This window comes from Anatilimnocola aggregata (assembly GCF_007747655.1).
Taxonomy (GTDB): domain Bacteria; phylum Planctomycetota; class Planctomycetia; order Pirellulales; family Pirellulaceae; genus Anatilimnocola; species Anatilimnocola aggregata.
On sequence record NZ_CP036274.1, the window covers coordinates 415,381 to 440,054 of the forward strand.

General features: G+C 59.0%; 16 protein-coding genes. 6 read left to right on the forward strand and 10 right to left on the reverse strand.

The annotated features are described in order from the left end of the window. The 3 genes from ETAA8_RS01465 to ETAA8_RS01475 are packed head-to-tail and all read right to left on the reverse strand — an operon-like array spanning nucleotide 1 to nucleotide 3,266. Nucleotides 1-1,374 carry a tetratricopeptide repeat protein gene (locus ETAA8_RS01465; protein WP_202921495.1) on the reverse strand — a complete coding sequence of 458 codons (1,374 nt, stop codon included), beginning with the start codon at nucleotides 1,372-1,374 and terminating at the stop codon, nucleotides 1-3. Nucleotides 1,375-1,433: 59 nt separating this feature from the next. Then, nucleotides 1,434-2,201 (reverse strand): DNA repair protein RecO, encoded by a 768-nt coding sequence (gene recO, locus ETAA8_RS01470; protein ID WP_145083851.1) that lies wholly within the window; start codon nucleotides 2,199-2,201, stop codon nucleotides 1,434-1,436. 54 nt (nucleotides 2,202-2,255) lie between these two features. Further along, on the reverse strand, nucleotides 2,256-3,266 hold the full coding sequence (locus tag ETAA8_RS01475) for a hypothetical protein (RefSeq protein ID WP_145083854.1): 1,011 nt from the start codon (nucleotides 3,264-3,266) through the stop codon (nucleotides 2,256-2,258). A gap of 386 nt (nucleotides 3,267-3,652) precedes the next feature. Between ETAA8_RS01475 and ETAA8_RS01480 the strand changes: the two genes are divergently transcribed. Further along, on the forward strand, nucleotides 3,653-4,894 hold the full coding sequence (locus ETAA8_RS01480) for a BBP7 family outer membrane beta-barrel protein (protein WP_202921496.1): 1,242 nt from the start codon (nucleotides 3,653-3,655) through the stop codon (nucleotides 4,892-4,894). 87 nt (nucleotides 4,895-4,981) lie between these two features. Here ETAA8_RS01480 and ETAA8_RS01485 read toward each other — a convergent pair whose 3' ends face one another. From ETAA8_RS01485 to ETAA8_RS01510, 4 genes are all read right to left on the reverse strand, one after another. Beyond that, nucleotides 4,982-6,334: a twin-arginine translocation signal domain-containing protein gene (locus ETAA8_RS01485; protein WP_145083859.1), complete on the reverse strand. Its 1,353-nt coding sequence runs from the start codon at nucleotides 6,332-6,334 to the stop codon at nucleotides 4,982-4,984. 253 nt (nucleotides 6,335-6,587) lie between these two features. After that, the gene (locus ETAA8_RS34285; RefSeq protein WP_202921497.1) at nucleotides 6,588-8,180 is read right to left on the reverse strand and encodes an SHD1 domain-containing protein; all 1,593 of its coding nucleotides are present in this window, start codon (nucleotides 8,178-8,180) and stop codon (nucleotides 6,588-6,590) included. Between the two features lie 255 nt (nucleotides 8,181-8,435). Beyond that, complete coding sequence (locus ETAA8_RS01505; protein ID WP_145083871.1) at nucleotides 8,436-11,939, reverse strand: PAS domain S-box protein; 3,504 nt, start codon at nucleotides 11,937-11,939, stop codon at nucleotides 8,436-8,438. A 981-nt stretch (nucleotides 11,940-12,920) separates the two neighbouring features. Further along, a complete protein-coding gene (locus ETAA8_RS01510) occupies nucleotides 12,921-13,145 on the reverse strand; it encodes a DUF167 domain-containing protein (protein ID WP_145083874.1) in 225 nt (74 codons plus the stop codon). Nucleotides 13,146-13,322: 177 nt separating this feature from the next. Between ETAA8_RS01510 and ETAA8_RS01515 the strand changes: the two genes are divergently transcribed. From ETAA8_RS01515 to ETAA8_RS01525, 3 genes are all read left to right on the forward strand, one after another. Then, entirely contained in the window at nucleotides 13,323-14,075 is a 753-nt protein-coding gene (locus tag ETAA8_RS01515; RefSeq protein WP_145083877.1) for an SDR family oxidoreductase, read from the forward strand. A gap of 402 nt (nucleotides 14,076-14,477) precedes the next feature. After that, nucleotides 14,478-17,900, forward strand: coding sequence for an aminotransferase class I/II-fold pyridoxal phosphate-dependent enzyme (locus ETAA8_RS01520; RefSeq protein ID WP_145083880.1), 3,423 nt, complete (start codon nucleotides 14,478-14,480; stop codon nucleotides 17,898-17,900). A gap of 105 nt (nucleotides 17,901-18,005) precedes the next feature. Then, the gene (locus ETAA8_RS01525) at nucleotides 18,006-19,013 is read left to right on the forward strand and encodes a S1/P1 nuclease (protein WP_145083883.1); all 1,008 of its coding nucleotides are present in this window, start codon (nucleotides 18,006-18,008) and stop codon (nucleotides 19,011-19,013) included. Between the two features lie 61 nt (nucleotides 19,014-19,074). On the opposite strand, the gene ETAA8_RS01530 is transcribed toward ETAA8_RS01525, so the two are convergent. From ETAA8_RS01530 to ETAA8_RS01540, 3 genes are all read right to left on the reverse strand, one after another. Continuing rightward, nucleotides 19,075-19,998 carry a DUF1559 family PulG-like putative transporter gene (locus ETAA8_RS01530; RefSeq protein ID WP_145083885.1) on the reverse strand — a complete coding sequence of 308 codons (924 nt, stop codon included), beginning with the start codon at nucleotides 19,996-19,998 and terminating at the stop codon, nucleotides 19,075-19,077. Nucleotides 19,999-20,113: 115 nt separating this feature from the next. Beyond that, entirely contained in the window at nucleotides 20,114-21,256 is a 1,143-nt protein-coding gene (gene proB, locus ETAA8_RS01535) for a glutamate 5-kinase (protein WP_145083888.1), read from the reverse strand. A 157-nt stretch (nucleotides 21,257-21,413) separates the two neighbouring features. Continuing rightward, entirely contained in the window at nucleotides 21,414-22,253 is an 840-nt protein-coding gene (locus tag ETAA8_RS01540) for a hypothetical protein (protein WP_145083891.1), read from the reverse strand. Nucleotides 22,254-22,351: 98 nt separating this feature from the next. On the opposite strand from ETAA8_RS01540, the gene gluQRS reads away from it, so the two are divergent. After that, on the forward strand, nucleotides 22,352-23,326 hold the full coding sequence (gene gluQRS, locus ETAA8_RS01545) for a tRNA glutamyl-Q(34) synthetase GluQRS (RefSeq protein WP_145083894.1): 975 nt from the start codon (nucleotides 22,352-22,354) through the stop codon (nucleotides 23,324-23,326). Nucleotides 23,327-23,451: 125 nt separating this feature from the next. Then, a complete protein-coding gene (locus tag ETAA8_RS01550) occupies nucleotides 23,452-24,663 on the forward strand; it encodes an NAD(P)/FAD-dependent oxidoreductase (RefSeq protein ID WP_145083897.1) in 1,212 nt (403 codons plus the stop codon). Nucleotides 24,664-24,674: the final 11 nt, after the last annotated feature.

Here is a 24,674-nt window from a genome sequence, read left to right on the forward strand (position 1 = left end):
TTATTGCTGGAATCCAGCTTGCTGAACAGGAGACTGGGCTTCAGGTGTCGGATTTGCCTTTTCGTAAGCGTCGACGGCATCCTGCACGCGAGAGATCTTGTCCCGCTTGGGAAACAGGTCGACGAGCCAGGGAACGTACTGCTCAGGCTTGCCGGGCTTGTCGCTGATCTCGGCAATGCGGTTCGCGGCCTTCTCGGCGAACGGTGTGTCGTCGAATTCACGCACGATCCGTTGATAGTATTGACCTGCCGCGCGATACTCGGCCCGGAAGTCAAAGTACTCGGCCAGCTTGTAAACCTTCTCGGCCTTCTTGTAGCGAATTTCGGCCGACGCGCGATCGAGGTAGTCTTGCTCGGCTGCATATTCTTTGGGGAACTGACGCTTAATCTGTTTAATCAGCTTCTCGGCTTCGTCGAGCGCGCCGGCCCCGTAATCGGGGCCCATGTAACTCATCAGCTTGGCCTTGAGACCAAGGTAGTGCGCGTTGAACTGATGCTCGCTCGTGGGATAGGCCTGGCGCAGGTCGCTATAATAGTCGTCGGCCTTTTGGAACCTGCCGCTGGCGAAGTTTTCGTTACCTGCAGCAAGGGTGGCGTCGTCGGCCAGTCGTCCCGTTGGGTCATCCACGCGAATCTTGTCGAACACGCGTAACGCATAGCCGCGCGTGTCGCGCCAGGGGCGTTCCTGGTCGAATAGGTTGAAGGCGTACCAGCTTTCCGGTTCTTTACGATTCTTGTCGAGCCAGTAGCGAGCGACCGCGAAGCGGCGCTGGTCGATGGTGTCGAGATAGCGATTATTGGGAAACGCTTTGATTACCTGCTCGTACTGGTCGTTGGCTTTGGGGTAGTAGTCGGCAAAGTAATAACTTTCGCCCGACATGAACAATGCGTCTTGCTGGAGTGCCGAGCCAGGCCAACGGTCGGCTGCTTCCGCATACTTTTCGGCAGCTGCTACGAACAGTTCTTGCCGCTGGTTTTCGGGTTTGGCAGCCGCTTCGCGATAGATCCCTTCGGCCTCGCGATAGAGTTCGCGAGCCACTTTGCGATTGGGGCCGTTGCCGGTGACCTTCTTGACTGCTCTGGTCAGATTCTTGGGCTGAAAGTCGTCCCAGGTCAGCGCTTCCAACGCGGCGTCTGACGCAGCATCGGCTGCTACCTGCTCGGGGCTGTCATCCGCCGAGTCAAACATGTTATTGGCTTGGGTAACTTCGCTCGGGCTCTTGCTGCGGGGCACCAATGATTGGCAACCGAGACAGAGCGTGAGGAGGGCGATGCCGAGGATCGTCCAAGCGCAGCGGCCCACCGCGGGCGAAAGCGCCTCGCACATCGTCGCCCGCAATATGGTTGGTGCGGACGAAGCGGCAGTTTTCGGCATGACCATCCTTGGCATTACCGTCCCCGGAAGTTTACTCGGTGTTGTTCGCTCTGTGCCATTCAGCGGCCGCGATCTGCTGCCGTGAGTCCATTCAAATAGCTTTGCAGTCGCGAACGATGTCCCATCAAGTGGTTCAAATAGTTATTCAGCAAACCGCGCAACTCGCCTCGTTGATCGACCGGAATCACCAGCTCGCGCCAGTCCATAGTCGCATCGAGAAATCGTTGCATGGTTCCAATTATTTCGGCCCGCACGCTGACGACTTGACGTTGACCGCTGCGACACGCAGCACACAACAGCCCGCCGGCGAGCAATCCGAACGGCACGCGATCGACAACTTCTACTTCGCGACTGCAGGCTGCGCACACATCGAGTGTGGGCAGATGGCCGAGGCGAGACAGGGCTGTCAATTCGAGCCACAAAACGGCCGTGGCCGGCGAAATCTGACCATCGAGAGCCAGTAGCGACTGATCCGCTGCGTCGAACAGTTCGGGATGCGGGTCATGCGTGTCGGTTAGCTCGGCAAGGAGCTCAGCCACGTAAAAGCCGGCATACAAACGGTTCAAATCGCGAGCGCCCGCTCGAAAGCGGCGGTCGAGTTTGGCTTCGGTCAGCAAGTCGAGGACATCGGACGATTTGCGCAGGAACACTATGCGAACCAAGGCCAACAGGTCAAGAGCAGACTCGAAGGGCCCTTTGGGACGCCGCGCTCCTTTGGCCAGCGCGCTGATCTTGCCAAACTCCCGCGTAAATAGAGTGACAATCAGGCTGGTTTCGCTGAATTCGACGGTGCGCAGCACAATCGCCGGGGTTTTTTCGCTGGGCATACATCCCTGATAGCAACAAGCGGCAGCGGTGCTCCGAGAGGCACAATCGCGCGGTTACGACTTCTTCTTTTCTTCCTTCTTTTCCGCCGGCTTCTCCTCATCCACTGCTGGTAGCGGGGTGCTGGTGAGCGACCAGGCGGGGAGCCACGTCAGTTCCGTTCGCTGCATGCCAAAGTCGTCGGCCAGCTTTTTTTCCATATCCGGCAGGTGAGCTGCTCCGTAAAAGACGCCAATCTTCTTCTTTCCCGCGGCAAGTTCCTTGGCCAGAACTTCAAAGGCTTTGCGATTGCGCTCGGTCAGAATAGTGGAGCCATCGGGACCATCGAAGATGATCGTCTGCGAATCGAGGTCTTCGAACTGAGAAGACATTGCCAGCCGCAGCTTTTGCGCTCGGTTGTTCGAGAAGAGGGCTGCGAGCATTTCGAGATCGCCACTCTGTTTGCCGGTTGCCTGCTGAGCCATGCCAGCACCCATGGCGCGAAAAATCATCTGGGCAAAGCTTTCACCCTTATCCTTCATCGACTTGGCGAATTCATCGGGTGACATGTCGGCGTGGACGAAGTTGGCCTTCGTATAGTCCACGCACTCCAGCTGATGCTCAAGGCCAAGCATCGACTTCATTCCCGTTTGCATCGCCGCGATGGGATGGCCGGACGAACCCTTGGCACCCTTAGGAATGCGTGTATTCGGCGGAGCCACCAATTCATAAAGCAGGACATCGTAGTCTTCGAACTTCTTATTGAGCGCGTCGTAATACGACTTCTCGCCAATGTGGACCGCTCCAATCAGGTCGACGATCGCACCCTTATTCTTGCCAGCGGCCGCTTGATAACGGGCAATTCCGGTATCCATCGTCAGGGGCGTACCCTTATCGTTGCGATGGATGCGGATGAAGTTCTCTTGCGCGGCAGGCTCTTGATTGTCTGCTGCCTCTTTCGCCGCCGTGGCTTTGGCCTCGGCGTTCGCGGCCGGTTTTCCCTCCTGGGCAACTGCTGGCAGTAGAGAAACGAGCCAACCGCAGGCAAATCCCACGAACGTTAAGAGCCCAACAGCGAGCGTGCGCATGACAGCGGTCCTCAGATCAAAGCAAAAGCGATAGCAGCGCTGCTGCCAGCAAGTGAAACGCTTAGGCAGCCAAAATGCCGGTTGAACTTCCGTTCGTTTAACACGGGCATCAATGCCAAAGTATACGCCTGCTTAGTACTTGCGGCAATTCACGACGGCTGATGCACGGGCGATTGCCGCGGGTTGTTCGCGCCTACAGAGGGGTACGTCAAGATCAAGGTGACTGCCGCAGAATCGGAATTCTCGGAATCCTTTACCACTCTTACTCAATCTCTGCGTCGGGCAAATCCGATACTACCGTCACGAGCGGAAAAAAGGTTTCCGCGTGGAGCGTCCTGTCCCCCGGACGAGAGCCAACGGAACGCAACTCCGAAGGTGCACAAACTATGTCGCTGAAACGTTCGAAACTGTGGTTCACTGTCATCCTGGCTGCGATGTCGTTCGCGACCAGTTTGCGGGGAGAGCACCCCACACTGCCATCCTCTGGGCCAACGGTTCAGTTGGAGCGGTGGTCGCCGTTCATTGAACCCGAGAGTTTCGGGGACGATTACCAATACTTCGCCCCAGCCGATGTTAGCGGCTATGGTGGTGGTGATCCGCCGAATATCGGCTTCTTCCTCACCTATGACCGGATGAACCTGGCGGTTCAGCGGCCACAGATGAGGCCGATCTTGCGGGTAGGCGTCGAAGGCAACTTCGGCGAGAATCTGAACATTGACCTGTTCGACGACAATGGCCAGGCCATGATGGGTTTCACGGGCAATCGTGAAACCGGCTACGACAGCGACTTTACCTGGGGTAATCGCTACGACTTCGGTTTCATGACCGAAGACGAACATGGCTGGTACGCTTCGGCCTGGCACATCGACGGGCCCTATGAAGGCCTGCGGTTGCGACAGGAGCGGATTAACCGTATCAACACCAGCGATACGCAGGACAATCCCGATCCGATTCTCGCGGATCGCAACCCGCGAGCTTATGATCTGCAAGCTTCGATCAACCATGCGACCTTCTCTTCGTTCGAATTGAACAAGGTGTGGCGTCGCAAGGAGTTCCACAACGGTGGCGTGCTCGAATCGTTCCTGGGTGGTCGATACATGCAGTTCAAAGATCGCTACCGCCAGGATGGCTACGGTCGGTATGCTCTTGATCCAGACGATTTCCCAGACTTGAGCAATGCGAACCCGCTCGGTCCCGTGGAAGTGCTAGTTGTCGACCGGGCTCACTTCGAGAACAACATGGTCGGTGGCCAATTGGGTGCCCGTTACTTCTATGAGAAGGCCCACTGGACCATCTCGACAGAAATGCGGATGTTCGCCTGCCATAACTTCCAGTACCTGACCCGCTACCAAGACCAGGAGGTTACCAACTATGGTGCTGCTGCCGCGACGACTCCCGTCTATATACTGCGAAATCGTGCCCGGTCGTTTGACCGCAGCGACGAATTCGTATGGGGTGGCGAATTGCGAGCTCAGGCTCAGTACGCTCTGACCCGCGATATTTCCTTCCGCTTCGGTCTCACCTTGTTCGACCTCGGTCAAGGCATCGGCCGCGGCAATGACATCCGCGACAATACCGAAGACGTGTTCATGGCTGGTTACACGTTTGGCTTCACGGTCAATCGCTAACTCAGACAAGTCGACGCACAACGCAAATAGTGCTGCCCAGGGGCGATCCACAGCGGATCGCCCCTTTTTTGATTCTTGGGCTGGAAGTTACTGGTGAGGCGCAAAGGTTGTGGGCTGTGGCGTGGCAGCGGTGATTACTTTCCAGCTGGCGCCCGTCTCGCGCATGTTGGCAAAGTCAGCCGTTGGGTAGGCAAACTGCAATTCGGGTGTGTCGATGACCTTGCCCCCTGCCTGGTGCGAGCGCATGGCTGCTTCGAGAAGTCCGCTGGCAATTAACGTTCGCTCGACCGGGTAAGGAGACCTTCCCGATTTGAAGAAAGTGGCGATTGCGTGGCTGAGCGCGCTGAATAAGTTGAAATTGCCCCACGGGCCGTTGATGAGTGCCGTAGCCCGCTGCTGTTCTTCGCCAGCTAGTCGGCAAGCAAAGTTCCAGCGGTTGGACGAACTGCCATGCTTAACTACCGTGGCCCGCAAGCCATCGACATAGTCGATGAAGAGGGCGTGGTCGCCATGATCGGGATGGGGCTTGCCTGTGGAGGCAATCGGCCGCTGTTGTCGCTCCGTCGTGGCTTGCTCTTCAGCCTGCTGCGCCGCTGCGTACAGTTCGGCAGGCCAATCCTTTTGCTTCGTGGCAGTTGTGAAGGCGTCGCCCGAAACCAAACGGACACTACGGATGCCGGTCTCGCCACCTTTACGAAATTCGAGAAATGACTGCAGCACTTCGAAAGCGTGAAAGTCATACACTTCCATGCCGCCGCCATGCACGCTCACGGCTGACTCGACACGCGCGTCATTGGGCATTTCCCACATTGGCCGCCGCTCGGCCAGCGGCACGCTGCTGCCCGCCATCAAGGGAATCTTCAACTCGCGAGCCTGATCGTACATCTCCTTGGCCCAATCCCAGCGATACGACAGGTGCTTGTCGTTGAACACCGGCACATACCGCTCGCTGCGGCGCATGGTCCGCACGACCTGGTCGAAAAACTGCTTACGCGGGTACATTCGCTGTCCGAGCTTGTTGTCGGGGTAGTCGCCATGCTCGCCAATCAGCAGGACAGCGTCGCACTTCAGTTCTTTCCCACCGACGCAAAGTGCTTCGTCGATAGTGCTATACAGCGGCACACGAAAGCGCTGTGAAACTTCGCGGGTCATATCGTTCGCCGGAAACTGATCGGCATAGAACGAGACCACCTCCATTCCCAGGTCCTGCCATTGGCCGCGAAACATGCAGCGGCCCATGAAGTTCATCAGAATGTTGTAGGCGTGCGAGCGATGACGCAACTCGGTAAAGATAGCAGCCACACGCATTCGCCGCGGCGTATCGGCACCACGAACGGGCGTCAGACTCGCCAGCGACGAAAACGGACCGATCGCAACTGCCGTGGCCCCGAGCGATGTCGCTTGCAGAAACCGCCGGCGAGAAGTGCATACGTGGGTCATGGTCAGACAACTCCCTGCTGCCGAGGTTCATCACAGGTGGGACGTGCAGGCCCAATCATATCGCCTGGCAAATCATTCTGCAGCTTCCCCTGCAACCTCCTCCCGTAGCCTTCCCGTAAGCTCAGTCCCTCCGCGACCGAGTACCGTACACATTCTCCTCCGCGCAGCAAAAAGGCCAGCTACTTTACAGCAACTGGCCTTCGCGTTCGTGCTCGCAACCGACGTTGCGAGCTGAATGAATTTTCGCTCTCGACTAGCGCGAAGCAAACTGACCAATCAGGCCCCGACCATGCAGATTGATCACTTCATCGACGTACTTCTTGTCGGTGGTGCTCAAACGGCGATTGGGAACCGTGGTGGTGCGTCCGTTGTCTTTTAGCAAACGGACGTGCCCATCGAGGATCGCAATCAACCGACCGCGAACTTCGAACGTGCCCGTGTTATCCGTCCAGCTCCGCATCGGCAAATGACCTTCGGCCGAGATCTTGAACGGATCGGCAAACGGATCATCGCCGGCCGGTTTGGCCGGAGCTGGCGTAGCTGCCTTAACAGGAGCCGGAGCAAACGGATCATCAGCCGCTGGGGCGGGAGTCGCAGGGGCCGGAGCTGCGGGGGCAAACGGATCTGCCGCAGCTGGAGCGGCCGGTGCCGCAGGAGCAAACGGATCATCAGCGGCTGGTGCCGGAGCGGGTGCAGCAGGCGCTGGTGCAGCCGGTTTGGGAGCGAACAGATCATCGACTGGATCAGCCTTAATCGGTTCGGTTGTGGCAGGCGCTGGTGCTGGAGCGGGAACTGCCGGGGCAAACGGATCGTCCGTTGCCGGAGCAGCTGGCTTGGTCATTGGAGTGGGCGCAGGAGCCGGAGCGAATGGGTCATCCGATGCTGGGTCGGCTGGTTTTGGCATGGGTGCCGGAACAGCTGGGGCGAACGGATCGTCAGCAGCTGGAACAGCGGGCTTAGGCATCGGGGCTGGCATCGGAGCTGGATCGGCCGGTTTCGGCGCTGGAGCAAAGGGGTCGTCCTCGGCAGGAACAACCGGCTTCGGCGCAGGCATCGGAGCCGGGTCAGCTGGCTTGGGCGCTGGAGCAAAGGGGTCTTCCTCGGCAGGAACCACTGGCTTCGGCGCGGGCATTGGTGCCGGGTCAGCTGGTTTCGGATCTACCGGCTTCGGCGCAGGAGCAAAGGGATCTTCTTCAGCTGGGACTACAGGCTTTGGCATTGGCGCAGGCATCGGAGCCGGATCAGCTGGCTTCGGTGGCGCGGGATCAACCGGTTTGGGTTCAGCGGGAGCTGGTTCAACGGGCTTCGGTTCCGCTGGTGCTGGTTCGACAGGTTTTGGCGGTGCTGGTTCCACCGGCTTCGGAGCTGGTTCAACAGGCTTGGGCGCTGGTTCAACGGGCTTCGGTTCCGCTGGCGCTGGTTCGACAGGTTTTGGCGGTGCTGGTTCCACCGGCTTGGGCTCAGCAGGAACAGGTTCAGCGGGAACTGGCTCCACAGGCTTGGCCGGAACAACTGGTTTCGGCTTTGTCGGCTTTGGCTTCGCCGGCATGGGTGGCGGTGGCATCGGTGGTGGTTCCACGGGTGCCATCACTGGCGGCAACGACGGCTTTTGATCGGCTGGAGTTTCCAATTCTGGGCGTTGCACGGTCGTGCCCGGAGGCATGCTGTCCGAAGGACTTGCACCCATCGGAGCACCGTCAACTGGAGCACCGCACGCGGGTGGCGGGCAGCAAGGTTGGCAACGGCGGCGCGACCAGCGGCAAGCGAGCGCTGTGTCGAGACACATCGTCAGAATCACTACCCAAACCAACACTGGTTTGATCAGTTTGCGAAACAGCTTTCGCATGGAAATAGTCTCCAAAAACGCGTCAAGAATGGTGTGTTCAGGCAGGAAATCGGGCAGCAGTCGCTGCGGGTCAGCCGGCTATCGTGGGCTGGTATCCAAAGGCGCAGCAAGCACCGGCGGGCGGATCCGATCTCGTAGCTATGCTACCCCGCGAAAATGGGCCCCGCAACCATTTTTAAGAACTTGCGACTCGGGATCGAAAGTCCTCCAGCCAGCTGACAATTGCCATAAGTCGATTTCCGGTAAGCACTTCCCTTATGCCTGGTTGTTCAGCGGCAGCCATATGCGAAACAGCGCGCCGTGCCCCCCAGTGACCGTTGGCTGCGGGTTCGACTCCGCCGAAATTCGCCCCTGATGGGCTTCGATGGTGCTCCGGCAGATGGCCAAACCCATGCCGGTGCCACTTTCTTTCGTGGTGAAGTAAGGCTCGAAGACCTTCTCTGCCATTTCGGGTCGCATCCCGGGACCAGTATCACTGACCGATAAACCAACGCCTCCCGCTTCCAAATACGTCCGGATTTCGATCTGTCGCTGGCCAGCAGGTACATCTTCCATGGCCTCGGCTGCGTTCCGCACCAAATTGACAATCACTTGTTCGATGAGCAGACGATCCGCTTGAATCGCCGGCATCGGTTCCGTCAGTTTATAGCTGATGGTCGCTTCGTGGCCGCGCGCGGCCACTTCCAACAAGGGCTCCAAGGTGCGGACACATTCGCTCAAGCTGAAGGGAGAAGGGTCGAGTTCACCCTTGCGCACAAACAAGTTGATGCGGCGAATCACATCCGCCGCGCGGCGCGATTGCCGGGCAATCTCCCCCAGCCAATTGCGCGCCTTGTCGATTCCCTCGACCGCCTGCTCGCCATTTTGCCCCAGCGCGCCGAGTGAGGCCGAGGAGAAATTGGCAATGGCATATAAGGGCTGATTCAGTTCGTGCGCCAATTCTGCCGCCATCTGTCCCATCGTGCTCATGCGATCCGCATGCGCCAGATCGGCTTCGCGCTGGCGCAACTTGCGGGCAGCGTCGACGCGATCGGTGGCATCGCGCACCGTAATCAGCACTTCGGTAGCTTCGACGTCTTGCTCGCTGCCGCCGATCAAATCGCGCACTGCCTTGGCCTGTAGATCGAGCGATCGATACTCTCCCGCTGAATGGCGAAACCGCGCGGTGATCGATACTGGTTTTCCCTTCCACAAGAAGGCCTCGCGCATCGCAGCTAACCGCGGCCGATCATCGGGATGCACCAGTTCGTCGAAGATCTGACCATTCTTGATTTCCACCGGCTCCAGCCCCAGCAACAGCCGGCTGGCTGGCGAAGCATACAGGCATTCGCCCGCGCGATTCAGCCGCATGATCAAGTCCGAAGAGTTTTCGGCCAGCAGGCGGTATCGCTCTTCGCTTTCGCGCAAAATCACTTCAGCCCGCTTCTGGTCGGTGATATCCCGCACGATTCCGCTAATGCGGTACAACTGGCCCGCTGCGTTGAAAATTTTTGCCCCGTGATCCTGCACCCAACGCCGCTGGCCATTCGGCCGCTCGATCTGATACTCCACGTCGTAACTCTTGCGCTCGCCAGCCAACCATTCGTCCAAAGCGCGTTCCACCCGTTCGCGATCCTCGTCGATCACTTGCTTAAAGCCAACTCGCACTCCGGCATACAAGGCTTCCTGACTGACGCCCCAAATATGCGAAAAAGCCGGATTCACATATAGCAGCCGTTCGGGCATCAAATCGACAAGCCAAAAACCTTGGTCGGTCGCCTCGGCCAGTTGGCGAAAGCGTTCGTCGTGGTCGAGAAGTTCCTGCTGCATCTGCTTGCGCCGCGTGATATCGCGGGCAATCATAATGCACGAGTCGATCCGGTCCCCGTCCTTGATCGGCGCCAAATGCACCGACCACCAGCGCGGCCCCACAGGCTCGTTGGAAGACAACGTTTCGTAGTTGCACTCCTGCCCGCTGGAAAACACCAGCTCGAAGCTGTTCTCGACTACGCGGCGATAATCGCTGGCGACCCAGTCGATGCATTTGGAGCCGATAATCTGCTCCATCGTCGCCGGTGCAATTGCCCGGTTGGTATAGACAATGGTGGTATCGCGCTTGGCTTGCATGATCAGATCCGGCGCGAATTGCATGAGCGTGCGATAGCGCAGTTCCGATTGTTGCAGCGCCTTTTCAACACGCCGCTGCGCGGTCACATCGATATCGCAACCCAGCACTCCCACAATCGAATTGTCCAGCCGCACCGGCGCGATCAAGCATTGGTCGACCCGCTGTTCCCCCAGGAAGTCGTGCGCTACCTCCGCGTTCACCACTTCCCCAGCGAGCGCTCGCTGGATGAATACCATGTGCTGCTCGGCAATGTCTGCCGGCATCTGCATGTCTCCCACCTTCGTGCCGACCACATCGCCAAACTGCTGCCGCGACACCGGGTTCTGCAACACCACCCGCGCATCGCGATCGGCTGCCCACAAGCGAAACGGCAAGCTCTTCATCACCGCATCGAGCAATGCATCGGTCGAACTCTTCGCCTGTTCGGCTTTCTTTCGCCGCGTGACGTCGACCATGTATCCGCGCAATCGAACCGGTACGCCGTTCACGCGAAAGATGCTGACGAAGTCATGAATCCAGACGTTCTCGCCCGACTTAGTTGGAATGCGATACTCTGTTTCGAAGTGGTCGCTCTCTTTCAAATGAACGTAGTATTCGGCCAGCAATGCCTCGCGTTCGTCGGGATGCACCAGCTTGTGCCAGAAGCCGGGGACATACCATTCCTCCATTGGATAGCCAAAAATCTCTTCCGCCTGCGGGCCAACATACGTATAGCGGTCGGTGTTCAACTCGGCTTCCCAGGGCACCAGCCGCGCTTTCTCGGCCAGTTCGCGGAATCGCGATTCGCTGCGCACCAGCGAGTCGATTCGTCGCCGGTTCTCCATCGCCAGCGCCGCCAGGTTCGTGGCCAGCCCCAACAGTTCGATCTCATCGTCGCTGGGCGAATGGACCTGCAACCGATAGATGGCCATCGTCCCGATCACTTCGCCGCGCTCGCCGCTGATCGGTTGCGACCAGACGCTCCGAATGCCCGTTTCTTTGGCCAATTCTTCAAAGCCACTCATCCGGGAGTCGGCATGGACGTCGGCAATGACAACTCGCTGTCCTGTGGCTGCTGCCGAACCGCAAGCGCCCACTTGGGGACCAATCGGCAAGCCATGAATCCTGGCCGCAATATGCTTCGGCAAACTGGGAGCAGCCAAATGCTCGAGCCGCTGACGATCGGCCGAGACCCCGAGAATCGAGACCGCCGCGCCGTAGTAGTTGGCCTCCACTCCCTGGGCCAGTTCACTTAGTACGGTGGGTAATGATTCGTTCGCTGCCAACTGCTGGACGATGCGGCTTTGCAGGGCCAGCAGTTGTTCGGCCCGCTTTTGCCGCGTGATCTCGTTCGACCACAGATGCAATTTTGGCGGCTCCGCTAACTCGAGATGCACGCGCATTTTGAACCAGCGCCACTCGTTGGACTCGCTGCGAGCACGATACTCGCAATCCACATGCTGCGCCGTCCCGCGCAACAACGGTTGCAAGCAATCGTGCAGACCCGCTTCGTCCTGTGGATGAATCACCTGGCCGTGCGACCAGTCGACCGGCAACGCCCACTTCGTCTCGCCGTGCTTCGCCACGGCCCGGGGCACAAGTGTGGCTTGCCAGTAGCGGGCATCGGTCGTCGACAGCAACACCGCCAGCGGATCGCTAATAGGAGATTTCATCGTGCGCTTGGCCAACAGCTTGTCGGAGGAGAAGAAGTGCGGGAGCGGCCGCTCCTGTCTATCGTAACGCTCCGCGCACAAGGTTCGTAATCCCAGGCCTGAGATTGCCGCCGAAGATGCCGACAAAGAAACCGCCCCGCTGCATCGAACCGGGGGGAAGGAGGCAGCGGGGCGGGACGCAAAACACTCGAAAACCGCAAGCGGCTTTTTAGGAGAAATCTTTCCAGGCGTGTTTTGGCAACCACGCTGGACGAGTGCCTGTGCTGCCAGCAACCTGAGTTGCGCCAGACACAGTGACCCTCGCGAACGCTTGGCCCGAGGTGGCGAAGGATGAAGCCGGATCGGCAATGGTTGATGATTGCCGGCCGACGCATCGACGCGATGCCCGGGCGATTCATGCGGGGAACAGAGAAATAGACTGCAGTCCTGCAGAAAGGTTCACCGTCCAGCCGCTCGCTGGCTGATTTCCGAATCAGGAAATTTCCATAATTCACACGAGTTTGCAAAGTCTCCATTGTCTCGTAACTTGTTGTTTGGCAACAGTTTCGATCCGGTGAACTTGTCCTAAGTCCTGAAAGCCCGTCAGAAGGTTCCGAATTCAATTTCCAGAATCCCCTTCATTCAGGAAACCCGCCTGGTGAGCGAGTAGTGCCACACCTTCCTCCGCAGCAAAAGCGGAAATTTCCGTAATCCAACGCAACTTCAAAAGTTTCCGCTATCGCGCAACGTTCTTCCCGCTCACCACTTGCGAGCTTTTGGTGCGACCTAAGTCGTTATCCGCTGATGAAAATTGCCAGATTCAATTTCCATTAATGTGACGACCAACGGATTCAGATGTCGTGAGTACCTTCACGCAACAACGCGCGCAATATGCACGCATTTACTACCGTATTGTCAAAGAGCGCCAACAAATTCGATGCGCAGTCGTTGACTAGTCTGGTCCGCCGCAATTTCTTTTTTTGAACATCTCGCCAGCAAAACTCAATCATCGATCTGCACGTACTTCAGTCGGCCGGAAGCTCCGCTCTTGATGGTGACGTCGGCCTTGCGCACTCGAAAGTGGGCAGCGACGACGCGAATCAGTTCCTCGTTGGCTTTGCCATCGACGGGTGGTGCCTTGAGCCGCGCGAGCCAGGTGCCGTCGGCCTGCTCGGTCAGTTCCGAGGTCCGGGCATTCGGTTTCACTTTGATGGGAATGGTACGCATCGCGCGCTCGGTCGTGTTACGATGTTCGCCCAAGTAGTTTTTAAGTAGCCCGACGCGTCAGCGAGGGGAACTTCATGATCTCGTCCGCGACAACAGGGCCTCATTCTAGGAAGTCTCCCTCGCTGACGCGTCGTGATATGTGGGTCGGAATAATTGAACACAGGCAGAGTACCACCAATGAGCAGCAAAGTTGCGATCGTCACGGGAGCAGGGTCGGGCATTGGTCGCGCGGTCGCGCTGGCACTGCTGCGCGAAGGTTACACTGTGGCCCTTGCTGGTCGCCGAGTCGAGGCGCTGCAGCAAACGGTGGAGCAAGCTGGTGAACACGCAATGCGGGCGCTGGCAGTGCCAACCGATGTGGCCGACCCCGCCTCGGTGCGCAGTCTGTTCGATCAGGTCGTGGCGAAGTTCCAGCGGGTCGATCTGCTGTTCAACAACGCGGGGATGGGTGCGCCGGCCATTCCTATCGACGAACTCAAGGTCGAAAAGTGGCTGCAACTCATCAGCATCAATCTGACCGGCGCGTTTCTGTGCACGCGCGAAGCGTTCCGGGTGATGAAGGCGCAGCAACCCCGCGGCGGACGAATCATTAACAACGGCTCGATCTCGGCGACCACGCCGCGCCCCAACTCGGCTCCTTACACTGCCTCGAAGCACGCCATCACCGGGCTGACGAAGTCGTGCGCGCTCGATGGCCGCGCGTTCGATATCGCCTGCGGGCAAATCGACATTGGCAACGCCGGGACCGACCTGACCGCGCGCATGGCCGCAGGTGTTCCGCAGGCCAATGGCACCCTCGCCGCGGAACCTACCATGGACGTGAATCATGTGGCCAGCGCCGTCGTCTATATGGCCAGCTTACCACTGGATGCCAACGTCCTATTTTTGACGGTGATGGCGACTCAAATGCCATTCGTTGGAAGGGGTTAAGTGCCGCCAGCAAGCACTCTGCGCGTTAGGCGGGCTAGGAGGGCTGGGAAGAAAGCGTTAAATTCGAGCGCAGAAGAATGACGTCGCCGGGCCAAGATGGCGGGAATGAGCTACGTGACTGCGGCTCGCTCTGGCAGACTCCTTGGAATCATCGCAACTGTTTGCTGCCGAATTACTTAAGCTTGGCAGTCGCAGTTTCACAACCGCTCCGCGCAGCATTCCAATCCGCGGGCAAACCGGCAGCTGTCGAGAACGTGTGTTCGGGGGCTGCTGAATATGACGAAGATAAGGTAGTCCAAGGCTTTTTGATTTTCCGTTTGTGTTCGTGATTTGTTAAGGTGCAGCCTTGGTCGAGGCGACCGGTAACGGCCGGCGGCCATTTCACTGGGTTGGGAGGTACTCGTGGACCTGGAACGTTTTTTTAAGCCGTACAATCCACCGACCACATCGCTGATCGACGCCCTGCAATATTGGACGGAAAAACAACCTGACGACACAGCTTACATCTTCACCGACGGCGAGTCGGAAGAAACCAAGCTGACGTTTGCGCAGTTCAACGACCGAGTGCGCTCCATCGCGCGCCGCCTGGTCGACGAAAAGCTGAGCGGCGAGCGCGTGCTGCTCCTCTATCCGCCGGGCCTGGAATATGTCGCCGCCTATTTCGCCTGCCTGGCAGCTGGCGCGGTCGCAGTCCCGGCATATCCCCCGCGGCGCAACCGCAACATGCTGCGGATCCAAGCCATTGCCGACGATGCCCAAGCCAAGGCTGCGCTGATCACCGGCGATATTGCCGACCGCAGTGGCGACATGCTCGATGAGACGCCCAACCTCAAGCGGCTCCTCTGGCTGGCCACCGACGAAATCCCCAGCAACTCGCATGGCGGCTGGCAGCCCGGCACGCTCAGCCCCAAGCGACTGGCGATGCTGCAATACACCAGCGGTTCGACCGGCACGCCCAAGGGGGTGATGCTGACGCACGGCAACTTGATGACCAACTTGCAGATCATTACCTACGGCTTCGAACCGACCCGCAGTGGCGTGGGGTTGTCGTGGCTGCCGACCTATCACGACATGGGCCTGGTGGGTGGCGTACTGACGTCGTTTTTCATCGGGCGCCCGAGCGTACTCATGTCGCCGATGACGTTCCTGCAAAAGCCGATTCGCTGGCTGCGCGGCATCAGCAAGTATCGCGTGACGATCAGCGGCGGCCCGAACTTCGCCTACGACCTCTGCACCAGCAAGATCACCGACGAACAACTGACCGGCATCGATCTCAGTACTTGGGAACTCGCCTTCAACGGCGCCGAACCCGTCCGGGCCGATACGCTGCACAAGTTTGCCGAACGGTTTGGTCCGTACGGCTTTCAGCCCAAGTCGTTCTATCCTTGCTATGGCATGGCCGAGACGACCCTCATTGTTACCGGTGGCTTCAAAGATAAGTCGCCGTTGCTGCGCACCTTCGACGGCAAGCTCATCGATCAGCGGCGCGTGCAACCCTGCGATGCCAAGAGCGACAACGCTCGCGAACTGACTGGTTGCGGTCGCGTGTTGCCCGAAGAACGTGTGGCGATTGTCGATGCCGACATGCTGCACGAATTGCCCCCGGGGCGCATCGGCGAAATTTGGGTGCAAGGTGGCAGCGTCGCGCAAGGCTATTGGAACAAGCCCGAAGCGACGCAGGCCAACTTCCACGCTTACATGGCCGGCAGTAACGAAGGCCCCTTCTTGCGCACAGGCGATCTCGGCTTCTTCCACGAGGGAGAACTGTTCGTCACCGGTCGTTTGAAAGACCTGATCATCGTTCGCGGTGTGAATCGCTATCCGCAAGACATTGAACAGACGGTCGAGCGCGCCAGCCCGCGGATTAACTCGGGCGAAGTCGCAGCGTTTGCCGTCGACCTGCATGGTCGCGAGCGATTGATTGTCGTCGCCGAAGTCGAACGGACCCGCCGCAGCGATTGGGGTGATGTGATCGCCGCGATTCGCCGCGATGTCACTCGCGAACACGAGTTGCCACCCGATGCGGTTGTGCTCGTCCGCTTCGGCTCGATTCCGAAGACCTCCAGCGGCAAGATCCAACGCCATGCCTGCCGCGAAGATTTCCTCGGCAATCAACTGCAGATCACCGAGCAATGGCTCAGCTGGGAACAAAAAGAAACCGATGCCATCGTGCCGCCGGATATCGCGATTAGCGACGATGTCGATACGGCCATGGTTGCCGGCGACCCTGCGAAGGATCCAAACCCAGCCGTGGTGCAGGTGGTGATCGAGCACGTGAAGGCCATTGCCAAAGAACGGGCCAAGGTCATCACGCTCGAGAGCAATATCGTCACCGACTTGGGTCTCGATTCGCTTGAACGACTGCAGATTGCCAACACACTGGAAGAGACATTTGGCGGTCGCTTTCCCGAAGCAGTGCTGGCCGAGATTGAAACCGTTCGCCAGGTGGCGGATGCAATCGAACAGTACATCGGTACGCAACCGCTTGTGCAGCGGCAGTCGACGGCAGCCGTTTCGACGGTGAAGAAGACGATCGACGATATCGGCCCCGAGTGTTACGACTTCAGCAAAACGCCCGAGTATTTGCGCCTGCGACAGACCATCGACATGCTCGAGGGTCTGGGCGTCGGCAATCCGTACTTCTGCGTGCACGAAGGGATCACTCGCGATACGGCCCGCATCGGCGGTCGCGATTACATCAGCTATACGACCTACAACTACATTGGCATGTCGGGCGATCCGGTCGTTGCTGCAGCAGCGAAAGCGGCCATCGACAAGTACGGCACCAGCGTCTCGGCCAGCCGCCTGGTCTCGGGCGAAAAGCCCGTCCATCGCGAACTGGAAATGGAAATTGCCGACTTCGTGGGACAGGAAGATTCGATCTGCTTCGTCGGTGGTCACTCGACCAACGAAACGACGATTGGTCACCTGTTTGGACCCGGCGATCTCATCCTGCACGATTCGCTCGATCACAACAGCATTGTGCAAGGGTCGATCATGTCGGGCGCTCGGCGCCGGCCGTTCCCGCACAACGATTGGCAAGCAGCCGACGATATCCTTAGCGAGATTCGGACCGAGTATCGCAAAGTGCTGCTGGTTATCGAAGGAACGTACAGCATGGACGGAGATTTTCCCGACCTGCCGCGGTTCATCGAAGTAAAGAAGAAACACAAAGCGCTGCTGATGATTGACGAAGCCCATTCGAGCGGCGTGCTCGGCGCTACAGGCCGTGGCGTGGTCGAGCACTTTGGCTGCAACCCGCGCGATGTCGATCTATCGATGGCGACGCTGAGCAAGTCGTTCGGCAGTTGCGGTGGCTACATCGCGGGCAGCAAGGAACTGATCGAGTACATGAAGTACACAACGCCGGGCTTCGTCTTCAGCTGTGGGTTGCCTCCCGGGGCAGCGGCCGGTTCGCTCGCCGCGCTGCGACTGTTGAAGAAAGAACCCGAACGCGTCTACAAGCTGCGGGCCAATGCGGACCTGTTTCTGAAGCTGGCGAAGGAAAAAGGAATCAACACGGGCTATGCGGGAGGCACGGGCGTCGTTCCGGTTATCACTGGCAACTCGCCCCATGCCCTGATGCTCTCGCGTGCCCTCTTCGAACGCGGCATCAACGTGCAGCCCATTCTGCATCCTGCTGTGGAAGAAGAAAAAGCGCGGCTCCGCTTCTTCATCAACTGCATGCACAACGAAGAGCAGATTCGCTACACGGTCGAATGCGTGGCCGAAGAGCTCACCAAGCTCGACCCCAAGTACCTGCAGATGACCAAGCTCCGCGGCCCCCACATCAAGAGCCTGCGGACGCCGAGTGCGACGAGCTAGGCAGCAGTCGCCCTTGCCACGAATCTGTTTTGCTTCTGCCGCTGGCAACTCTATATTCCTCATGCGTCGGCAACCTCCCCTGCCACACATGACGGAGTTAAGTCCATGCGGAAAGCGATCACTGCCCTGCTCATCGTGCTGCTGCTGGTTGGTCCCACGTATGCGTGGAACGACCTGGGCCACAAAATTGTCGCCGCAGTGGCCTGGCGACAGTTAAATAACAACGAGCGCGATCGAGTAATCGCTCTGCTGAAAAATCACCCGCGATTCGCCGAGGACTTCAAGGCGAAGATGCCCGCTGCGGTTGCGAATGGCACGTTGGCGGCCCACAACGAATGGCTGATTCAACAGGCGGCCATCTGGCCCGATATTGCCCGCGGCATCTTGCCCGAGACGGTGCGCGAGAACTTTCATCGGCCCACCTGGCACTACATCAATAAGCCGCTGTTCCTCGTTCCTGCCGATGAAGCCACGCTGCACGGCGACGATGAGTTGAATCTCAAGCTCGATCCACCCGCTGTCGAACGTCGCGATATGAATGTCGTCCAGACGATTCGCCTCGCGCGCCGGACTCTCGGCAGCATGGAAGCCGCGAAACAAAAGGCCCTGATGCTCTCGTGGCTGACGCATTCTGTTGGCGACCTGCACCAGCCCATGCACTCGACGGCCTTCTTCACGAAAAATTTGTTTCCCGCCGGTGATCGTGGCGGCAACTTGATTCGGACCGAGCAGCGGTTCAATCTTCACTCGCTCTGGGATTCGTTTCCTGGCAGTGGCGGCCCCGGCGCGACTACTTTTCGTGAAGCGCGCAATTTTTCCTTCGTCATGACCAACGACGACGAATTCAAAACCCTTGGCACTGCCGCAGCTGGCGACCTGAACGAAGAAACGTGGCTCGCCGAAAGTTTTGAACTGGCCAAGAACGTGGCCTATGGACCGGAGATTCTCGGCCCGCTGCGGATCTTCGAAGCCGACAACGATCCAGAATATCCGCCGATCAAACTCAGTGAAGACTACCTCGAAGCTGGCGGCAGTGCCGTCGACCGCCGCTTGATCCAGGCCGGTTATCGCTTGGGCGCGATTTTGAAGAAGGTAGCGGTGGATAATCCGTAAAAGCTGTTGCCGGCTATTCTTGCGGCCTTCTGGGACCACTCAAAAAACAGGCAACGGCAATTCACTCCGGCGCTGGCAAGCTCACCACTTCGCCGCCGGCGACGGTGGCCATCGCTTCAATTTCGGAGGAAGGGGTGGTGTCGTAGAGAAAGTAGACTTCGCCATCGGCCATCAGCACGTTTGCGCCGTTGTGATGATTGCCGCCGAGGTCGCCGCCGATTTGAAAGTCGATCGTCCAGGGCAGATCAACGGGCTCCAACCAACTTTTGCCGTTCGCTTTTACTTCCACCACGAGCAGCGTGTTTTCCGGGCCGTCGGTGATTTCACTTTTCTTTCGCGCGCTGGGCGTGCGCACCAGCTTCGCGTCGACATCTTCGGGAAAGGTTGACTTCGCGCCAACGATCACCAGGTAATTGCTCTCTTGCGAAGTGAGGGCATTCGGATCGAGAGGCGAGGCAAAGACCGCCGGCATGCGCTTGGCCACCAGCGCATTGCGCGGATCGTCCCAGGCAACTTTCAGATCGAGCTGCTGATAGAGGGCCATCTCGCTTGGCCCCAGATAAGGCAGGATCAGCGCTCGCCAGCTATGCAGTGGCTTGCCACTGGCGTCGGTCGTGTAAGCTGGCGGGAACGAACCGTTCTGAGCTTCGTAGGCCAGCAATGCCTGGCCGAGCTTGCGCAGGTTGTTCGCGCAGGTGCGCTTGGCCGAAGCTTGCTGCGCGGCGACGATCGCGGGCTTGCCAATGGCCTGATAAAAGGCATACAGCGCAACGCCCAGACCGAGGAAGAAAATGGCGAGGACCAGCGCCCCTTGCCAGTTGCTTCGCTGCACACCCTTCATGGCCGTGCGCAACGAGTAGCGCGGCGCGCCCGACGGGACGGTGACCAATTTGCCGCAGTTCACGCACGGGCCCGTGTGGCCGGCGAGTGGATCGTCGACCAGCGTCGTTTCGCCGCAAAAGGGGCACGAGAAGGGAATGGGCATAGAGAACGCTGATTCGAAATGAACTACCTGGACCGATGCTTCAGCAAGTGAGAAGTACGAGTGAGCCTGATTCCATCGTAACGCGTGGCGGCAAGCGTTGGCAAAGTTAGCATCACTACTTCTTCACAATCGCCAGGTTGTCTCGGTGAATCACTTCCTCATAGGGCCGATGGCCGAGAACCTGCGCGATTTTGGCCGACTTCAAACCTTTGATACGTTCGACTTCTTCGGAAGAGTAGTTCGACAGCCCGCGCGCGACTACCTGGCCTTCGCCATCGCACAGGGCCACGACGTCCCCCTTTTTGAAATCCCCTTGCGTGCCGGTGATTCCCGCGGCGAGCAGGCTCCGCCCTTGTTCGACAATCGCGCGGCGAGCGCCCGCATCGAGTTGCACGCGCCCGCGCGTTTGCGCGGTGAAGCCCAGCCAACGTTTGAACGGCGTGATTCCCTTCCCTTGAGCCTGAAACAGCGTGCCGAGTGGCTCGCCGGCCGAGAGTTGCGTCAGCACGTCCATTCGCCGGCCACTGGCGATGATCACGTTCTCGCCAGCTGTGGTGACGATTCGCGCGGCTTCCAGCTTGCTCGCCATGCCACCTTTACTCAGGCCAGTCTTCTTGTCGCGCACGTAGGCATACACACTTTGGTCGATGACGGGCACCGTGTTAATCAACTGCGAACCAGCCAGGCTGGGGTCGCCGTTATACAGCCCTTCGATATCGCTGAGGATGATGAGGAGCGGGGCGCGAATCAGGTTGGTAACCATTGCCGCCAGGCGATCGTTATCGCCGAACGTCGTCTGCAGTTCCTCGACGCTGACCGTGTCGTTCTCGTTGATGACCGGTACCGCGCCAAATTCGAGAATCGATAGCAGCGTATTGCGCACGTTCAAGTACCGCACGCGATCGTCGACATCTTCGGCCGTCAGCAGCACCTGGGCCGCCTGGCTCCCATGCTGGCTGAAGGTTCGGTCATAAGCTTGGATGAGCGGCACTTGCCCCACTGCCGCCACCGCTTGCAGCTTGGCCAGGTCGGTCGGCCGGCCGGGCAATTTCAATCGGCTCATGCCGGCCCCCACCGCGCCGCTGCTCACCAGCACCATCCGCCGGCCTTGTTGCCGCAACGCCAGCAACTCCTCGGACAGGCGGTCGATCCGCTCGTGATTGAGCGTACCATCGGGGGAAGTGAGAACGCGGGTTCCCACTTTAACGACAATTGTCTTGGCAGCAGCAAACAACTGCTCGCGGATCGGATCGGGCATGAAGAGCGGGGCCTCTCAAGAAGCAATGCACACATTCGGGCTGCGGCAATCTACCGAAAACCCCCGCTTTCAACAATTCTGCTCAAGGAGATTTCTGCCTGACGAAGCCCCTCAAGGCCTGAAAAATCCGCAAGAAATGCCGCTGCTGGACGGGAAGTTATCCCTTGCCATTGCCGCGAACCAGGTGATAGCCAGCCAACCGCACAATCACCAGCGCACCGAAAACTAGCAGCGAAGTGAATAGCATGAGGAAGAACGCAAACACGGCGGACTGGTAGTCCTGGTAGTCACCGGTGAAATTGACGAAGGCAAACGTCGTCGCCAGCACCACACCGAATATGCCGAGGATCACCAGTGCGGGACGTTGGCGAGTGAGCATCAGGTAGCCTACCCCCAGGGGAATAACCGCCAAGATGCCGCTAACGACCATATCCAGCAGCAATTCCTCCTGTTCAATCTGCACATAGCGGAGAATGCCCAGCAGCAGCGCCGCACAAGTCGTGGTGGCGAACAAGTTGGCCACACTGAACTGCCAAGGTGGCTGGCGAGTCTGCTGTTGCTCGTGAGCCAGCACCAGTCGCCAGCCGCGCAGTTGCAGGAGCCAGGTTCCTGTGAGCACCAAGATGCCATAAAAAAACAACATCACCATCAAAGTACCCATGCGGGATTCCTCCCCGCCTCGGCTCAAATAAAACCCGGTAATTGCCGCCGTGCAGACGAACATCCAGGCGCGCAGCGCCAGGTGTTGTCGCCCAAGTCCGCACGCGAGTGCGACCAAACCCGTTTGCGCAAAACTCAGGGCGATCATCAGAATCCAGCCGGGCTGCGGCCATTCCCGACCGCCGACGCGCACCCAAGTCAGCGTGACGATGTTCAGTTCGGCAGCAGCAGTGACGAACAGCACCGCGAGCGTCCAGGCAATGATGGCGGCATTGCGGGCGCGCGGTTCCACGCGAACAGTGGGAGCAGCGGTAGTTGTTTCCGCGAGAGTGGTCACGTCTGCAATCGTCACGCAGCAGGAATAAAGTCGGTTTCGAGCGGCCGATTTTCTGATATCGTTGTCCCTTCTATCTTAACCCTTCGAGCCCGTTTCCCATGCCTGCTTTTCCCTCCACTTCGCCCCCGATCGTGGGCCGGCTAGCGCCGTCGCCAACGGGTGCGCAGCATGTAGGGAATGCGCGGACGTTTCTGCTCGCCTGGCTCTCTGCCCGCTCGCAACAGGGCAAGCTGATTTTGCGGATGGAAGACATCGATTCGCCACGAATCAAGCCCGGTGCGGCCCAGCAGGCAATCGACGATTTGCGCTGGCTAGGCCTCGAATGGGATGAGGGGCCGGATGTTGGCGGGCCTCAGTTTTCTTATGTGCAAACGGAGCGACTCCCGCTATATGAGCAGGCCCTTGCGCAGTTGAAACAGGCCGAGCGGATCTATCCCTGCACGTGTACTCGCAGCGAAGTTGCCGCTGCTGCCAGCGCGCCGCATGCCGGGCAAGAAGGCCCGCGCTATCCGGGCACTTGTGCGGCCAACACCGCAGCGCTGGCCAGCCGCTTCGTGCCCGGCAGTTTCGCCTGGCGCTTTCGCACCACTGACGAGCGGCTGACAATTCACGATGGCCTGGCCGGTGAAGTGAGTTGTAGCGTAAATCAAGAGCTAGGCGATTTTGTCATTGCCAAAGCAGATGGCACGCCGGCGTATCAATTGGCGGTCGTCGTCGACGATCACGCGATGGGCATTACCGAAGTCGTGCGCGGCGACGATCTCTTGCCGAGCGCCTTTCGCCAACAACAGCTTTACGACTTCTTCGGCTGGCAGCCACCGCGTTTCATTCACGTCCCGCTCGTCATTGGCGAAGATGGTCGTCGCCTGGCCAAGCGCCACGGCGATACGCGCCTCGCCACCTTTCGCGCCGCAGGCATTGCGCCCGAGCGCATCATCGGGCTTCTCGCCTGGTCCTGCGGACTTCGTCCGACCGCAGCACCAATCCACGCCCGCGAATTGCTCGCTGATTTTTCCTGGCAACGAATCGCTAAGATACCGTTCGTCTTCACCGAACAAATGCATTTTACTTAGCCCGACGCGTCAGCGAGGGGAAACCAGGATGGATCGTCCGCAGCAACAGAACGTTGATTCAGAAAATTCCCTCGCTCACGCGTCGGGCTAAGTAAGACAAATAAAAAGAAGAAGAAACCGAACGCATGGCCATTGATACACCGGCGAAGTTGGCGATGGTGGGAGCGGGGCCGATTGGGCTCGAAGCGGCTCTGTACGCGCGGTTCTTGGGCTATGACGTGGTGATCTTCGAGCAAGGACGCGTTTGCGAGCACGTGCAACAACAGTCGCATGTTCGCAGCTTTGTTCCCTTTCGCTGGTGTTGCTCGCCCCTTGGCCTGGCTGCGATTACCGCGCACGACGAAAACTATCAACCGCCAACTGACGACGCGCGCTTAACCGGCAGCGAATGGCTGGAGCAGTACTTGTTGCCGCTCGCCGCGACCGATTTGCTCAGCGATCACTTGCAGCTGCACACGCGAGTGCTTGGCATTGGCAAAGAGCAGGTGCGAAAAACCGATCGCGCGGCAGACCTGCCCGCCGGGGACGAGCGCGGCGATTGGTCGTTTCGACTGCTCGTACAAGACGCTGCCGGCAATGAGCGAATCGAAGAAGCCGATGCGGTTCTCGATTGTTCCGGCGTGCTGTCTCAACCTAACTACTGCGGGCACGGCGGGCTGCCCGCAATCGGTGAACGAGCCCTGCGCGGGCAGATCGACTATCGACTTCCCGATCTGCTGGGCGATGAACGCGACCGGTTTTCCGGCAAGCGGACCTTGCTCATCGGACATGGGCACTCGGCGGCCACTGCGGCTGTTCAACTGGCCGAGATCCAGCAGCAAGATCCGGCGACTTCCTTCACCTGGATCACGCGACACGAACATCAGCCCGCAACTGGGCCGGTTCGGCGAGTATCAAACGATCCATTTCCCTCCCGCGCTGAACTGGCCGCACAGGCCAATGCCATTGCTCAGCAAGCAAACAGCTGGCACTGGGCATCGCAGGTTGAAAAAATAGTGCGCGAACCTGGTGGTCCCTTTGTCGTGTCGTTATCCGTACCGATTGCCGGAGATCATTCCTACGACAACATCCTGGCGCTCGTTGGCTATCAGCCCGACTTATCGCTGCTCGCCGAGTTGCAAGTTGAACCCGACTTCGCGACGGGGGGCTTGCGAGACCCAGGCACGAAGTTGATCCAGCCCGAAGACAATTTTTACCTACTAGGAGCCAAATCGTTCGGCCGCCAAACGGGCTTTCTGTTCCGCGACGGCCTGGCCCAGATTCAACAGCTGTTTGCCATCCTCGGCGACCGCCCCACCCTGGACCTGTACGCCGCCGGTCAGCCCAAGTTGGAGTAACCGTCGTCGCA

Bases quoted from the DNA above. Each gene is read 5' to 3' on its own strand.
- ETAA8_RS01465 (WP_202921495.1), bottom strand. From the start codon at position 1,374: ATGCCGAAAACTGCCGCTTCGTCCGCACCAACCATATTGCGGGCGACG.
- recO (WP_145083851.1), bottom strand. From the start codon at position 2,201: ATGCCCAGCGAAAAAACCCCGGCGATTGTGCTGCGCACCGTCGAATTC.
- ETAA8_RS01475 (WP_145083854.1), bottom strand. From the start codon at position 3,266: ATGCGCACGCTCGCTGTTGGGCTCTTAACGTTCGTGGGATTTGCCTGC.
- ETAA8_RS01480 (WP_202921496.1), top strand. From the start codon at position 3,653: ATGTCGCTGAAACGTTCGAAACTGTGGTTCACTGTCATCCTGGCTGCG.
- ETAA8_RS01485 (WP_145083859.1), bottom strand. From the start codon at position 6,334: ATGACCCACGTATGCACTTCTCGCCGGCGGTTTCTGCAAGCGACATCG.
- ETAA8_RS34285 (WP_202921497.1), bottom strand. From the start codon at position 8,180: ATGCGAAAGCTGTTTCGCAAACTGATCAAACCAGTGTTGGTTTGGGTA.
- ETAA8_RS01505 (WP_145083871.1), bottom strand. From the start codon at position 11,939: ATGAAATCTCCTATTAGCGATCCGCTGGCGGTGTTGCTGTCGACGACC.
- ETAA8_RS01510 (WP_145083874.1), bottom strand. From the start codon at position 13,145: ATGCGTACCATTCCCATCAAAGTGAAACCGAATGCCCGGACCTCGGAA.
- ETAA8_RS01515 (WP_145083877.1), top strand. From the start codon at position 13,323: ATGAGCAGCAAAGTTGCGATCGTCACGGGAGCAGGGTCGGGCATTGGT.
- ETAA8_RS01525 (WP_145083883.1), top strand. From the start codon at position 18,006: ATGCGGAAAGCGATCACTGCCCTGCTCATCGTGCTGCTGCTGGTTGGT.
- ETAA8_RS01530 (WP_145083885.1), bottom strand. From the start codon at position 19,998: ATGCCCATTCCCTTCTCGTGCCCCTTTTGCGGCGAAACGACGCTGGTC.
- proB (WP_145083888.1), bottom strand. From the start codon at position 21,256: ATGCCCGATCCGATCCGCGAGCAGTTGTTTGCTGCTGCCAAGACAATT.
- gluQRS (WP_145083894.1), top strand. From the start codon at position 22,352: ATGCCTGCTTTTCCCTCCACTTCGCCCCCGATCGTGGGCCGGCTAGCG.
- ETAA8_RS01550 (WP_145083897.1), top strand. From the start codon at position 23,452: ATGGCCATTGATACACCGGCGAAGTTGGCGATGGTGGGAGCGGGGCCG.